Annotated in this window: 4 protein-coding genes; 2 read left to right on the top strand and 2 right to left on the bottom strand. The window is 44.7% G+C overall.

Going from position 1 to position 3233, the window contains the following annotated elements; all coding sequences use genetic code 11:
- Nucleotides 1-211: CNNM domain-containing protein (locus ACP45E_RS14480; RefSeq protein ID WP_141707348.1), on the bottom strand; the 211-nt coding region annotated here is incomplete at its 3' end.
- Between the two features lie 339 nt (nt 212-550).
- Here ACP45E_RS14480 and hupA point away from each other — a divergent pair.
- Nucleotides 551-823 carry a nucleoid-associated protein HU-alpha gene (gene hupA / locus ACP45E_RS14475; RefSeq protein WP_017035691.1) on the top strand — a complete coding sequence of 91 codons (273 nt, stop codon included), beginning with the start codon at nt 551-553 and terminating at the stop codon, nt 821-823.
- Nucleotides 824-868: 45 nt separating this feature from the next.
- Nucleotides 869-1564, top strand: coding sequence for a DUF1481 domain-containing protein (locus ACP45E_RS14470; protein WP_017037170.1), 696 nt, complete (start codon nt 869-871; stop codon nt 1562-1564).
- Between the two features lie 68 nt (nt 1565-1632).
- Here ACP45E_RS14470 and purD read toward each other — a convergent pair whose 3' ends face one another.
- Nucleotides 1633-2925 (bottom strand): phosphoribosylamine--glycine ligase, encoded by a 1293-nt coding sequence (gene purD / locus ACP45E_RS14465; protein ID WP_017037169.1) that lies wholly within the window; start codon nt 2923-2925, stop codon nt 1633-1635.
- Nucleotides 2926-3233: the final 308 nt, after the last annotated feature.

The raw sequence follows: 3233 nt of genomic DNA, 5'->3' as shown, positions 1-3233 counted from the left end.
TGGTGTGGGCAATAGTATTCAACGTTAAAATGGACGCGAGTGGTCGATCAATATTCTGTTTTAATGCAGCAAGCCTCGGCGCCGATGGGTGATTACTCTGTTTTAGTTGGGCGATATAGCTTGGGGTAATGCTGAGTAATACAGCTTCCAGTATTGAACAAATGAAAGAGACGCCTATAGCAACAAAGACATAAATGAAAAGTAACAGCATAGAGTTCCTATTTGGGTTTTTAATAAAAGATACTGCCATAAGACACGCATTATCATCTAAAAATTCAAAACCTCAAATTAAATAATACGCTGGTTTCTACAGTATTTTCCGCAGCGGAAGTCGCTTGAATTTGAAGCGTATGTTTAGATAGTGTGCATGCTTACAGTGGTAAGGAAGATACGAATGCTTGGGTTATGGCGCTCAAATTGTGAGTTAATGCTCATAATACGGTTAAAAGTACGTCATTAAAGCGAAAGAACGCCGACAAACCTTTGCCAGACGGGGGCTTTATGCATTAGAGTGAGTTGAATTCGATAACCTATAAAGAAGGGAAACCCAATGAACAAGACCCAATTAATCGACTTTATTGCTGAAAAAGCAGATCTATCAAAAGCTCAAGCGAAAGCGGCTCTAGAAGCCACTCTTGGTAGCGTGACTGAAGCACTTAAAGACGGTGACCAGGTTCAACTAATTGGTTTTGGTACATTCAAAGTAAATCACCGTGCAGCGCGTACTGGCCGTAATCCAAAGACTGGTGCAGAAATCCAAATTGCTGCAGCTAACGTTCCGGCGTTTGTGGCAGGTAAAGCACTGAAAGATTCAGTAAAGTAATTTACAATACGCCAAGGTAATCTATCTTGGCGTTATTTCCTATCTATGAAAAAAATCCTTTTATCTTCATTAATCAGCTTTTCTCTATTAGGTTGCTCTTCATCAGTATCCACTTCGAATCTTGATCAGTTTTCTGACTACACGGGTGGTAAGACAATGGGGGATGCCACCACATTCTATTGGTATACCGAGCGTTTAAGTCAGCCCTATAATGCTGGGAATTACGTGTTTTCCGGTGATTATGGATGGTACAAATCGGATTATCGATGGAGTGAAGGAGCGGTGCGAGAGTTTATTCGTGAAGGTGAACAAGTCCAAGGCTCAGATCTGGTCCCATACCGAGTTCATGTTCGTTTTAATGTTAATGGTGAAGCAGTTTATCAGCAGTATCGCATTGATGATAAGGTGCTGCCGTTAAATGAAGAGCAATTGCAACGTTATCGGCTTGAAGCCAACTCTATCGCGGACGTGACGAAGGGGCTCGTTCGAGAGGGTAATACGCTAATTCAAGGCTACTGGGATGGTTCAAATTTTGAAACCTGCTCCGGTCAATCGTATGATGAAATAGAGTTTAACCATACGTTGCCTACGTTTGTAGTTAACCGTTTATCCGCGTTTAATAGTTATATTGCAGTCCTGGGTAAGACCAGCGCTAATAAAATTGTAATAGAAGAGTTATTGATGCTCGATGATAATAGCCATGATTGTATTGAGCGCCCAAGCCTTATCGATAAAGGGTAGTCAATTAGGCCCAGATGTAAAAAGAGGCGCTTGGTAGCGCCTCTTTTTGTTTCCCGGATATCGGTCATTTATTTTGCTTCATTTTCACGAGCAATCGCGCGGTAACCTATGTCATTGCGGTGGAACATACCATTCCAGCTAACCTGTTTAGTTAACGCGTATGCGTGCTCCTGAGCCTCAGAAACCGTGTTACCGAGTGCAGTCGCACAAAGTACACGACCACCGTTTGTCACCACATCGCCAGCTTCGTTATTTGTCGTACCTGCATGGAAAACCTTTTGGCCTTCAACTTCGCTTGTTGGTAGTGAAATAACGTCACCTTTTGCGTAGTCAGCAGGGTAACCGCCAGCTGCAAGAACGACACCAATAGACGCGCGTGGATCCCACTTAGACTCTGCTTCGTCGAGTTTCTCGTCGATAGCCATTAGGCAAAGCTCAACAAGATCCGATTCCATACGCATCATGATAGGTTGCGTTTCAGGGTCGCCGAAGCGGCAGTTGTATTCGATAACCTTAGGTGTGCCGTCAGCATCGATCATTAGTCCAGCGTAAAGGAAACCAGTGTAAGGTGCACCTTCTGCGTCCATACCACGTACCGTAGGGTAGATAACTTCCTCAAGGATACGGTTGTGGATTTCAGGCGTTACCACTGGGGCTGGAGAGTAAGCACCCATGCCACCTGTGTTAGGGCCTGTGTCTTTGTCGCCAACACGTTTGTGATCTTGGCTGGTGGCCATAGGAAGGACGCTAGAACCGTCAACCATTACGATGAAGCTTGCTTCTTCGCCTTCAAGAAACTCTTCGATAACCACGCGGCTGCCCGCTTCGCCAAATGCGTTGCCTGCTAGCATGTCTTTGATTGCGTCTTCTGCTTCTTCAAGGGTCATCGCAACGATAACGCCTTTACCTGCTGCAAGGCCGTCCGCTTTTACTACGATTGGAGCGCCTTGCTCACGTACGTAAGCGAGAGCTGGCTCAATCTCAGTGAAGTTTGCGTAGTAACCTGTTGGGATGTCATGACGAGCTAGGAAATCTTTAGTGAATGCTTTAGATCCTTCAAGCTGTGCTGCCGCTTGAGTTGGACCAAAGATAGGAAGACCTACTTCGCGGAATGCGTCAACGACCCCAATAACTAATGGCGCTTCAGGGCCAACGATGGTCAGTTCGATTTTTTTCTCTTGAGCAAACGAGACTAAACCAGCGATGTCTTCAACGCCGATGTTTACGTTCTCAAGTTTCGGCTCAAGTGCAGTACCTGCGTTACCTGGAGCGATGAATACCGTTTCGACATTTGGGTTTTGTGCCGCTTTCCAACCCAAAGCATGTTCTCTACCACCAGCACCAATAATAAGTACATTCATGTTTTAAAATCCTTATAGCTGCTTCAGAGCCTTTATTTCTGTGTCAAACATGCTCACTTATGGTCATAAGCTCCGCGTGTTTTCCTTGAACTAAAGTCGCTGACTTGCTCTACGTATTTCAAATATCGGAATATTTAAAAAACAAAATTATAAGTCTTGCTCAAAGTAGTTGGTGCTTACGTCATTCAACTATTTGAGGTCTCTTTAAATCAGTGGGAGCGCTAACAAGGCGACAAGCGAGCTTATCCCTATGAGCATAGCTCGCTATGTGATTAGGTAAGCGAGCGTAGTCAACGCAGTTACCGCCC

The organism is Vibrio genomosp. F10 str. 9ZD137 (genome assembly GCF_049974785.1).
Classification (GTDB): domain Bacteria; phylum Pseudomonadota; class Gammaproteobacteria; order Enterobacterales; family Vibrionaceae; genus Vibrio.
The sequence above is the reverse complement of the archived record's forward strand: the minus strand, read 5'-3'. Positions and strand labels throughout refer to the sequence as shown.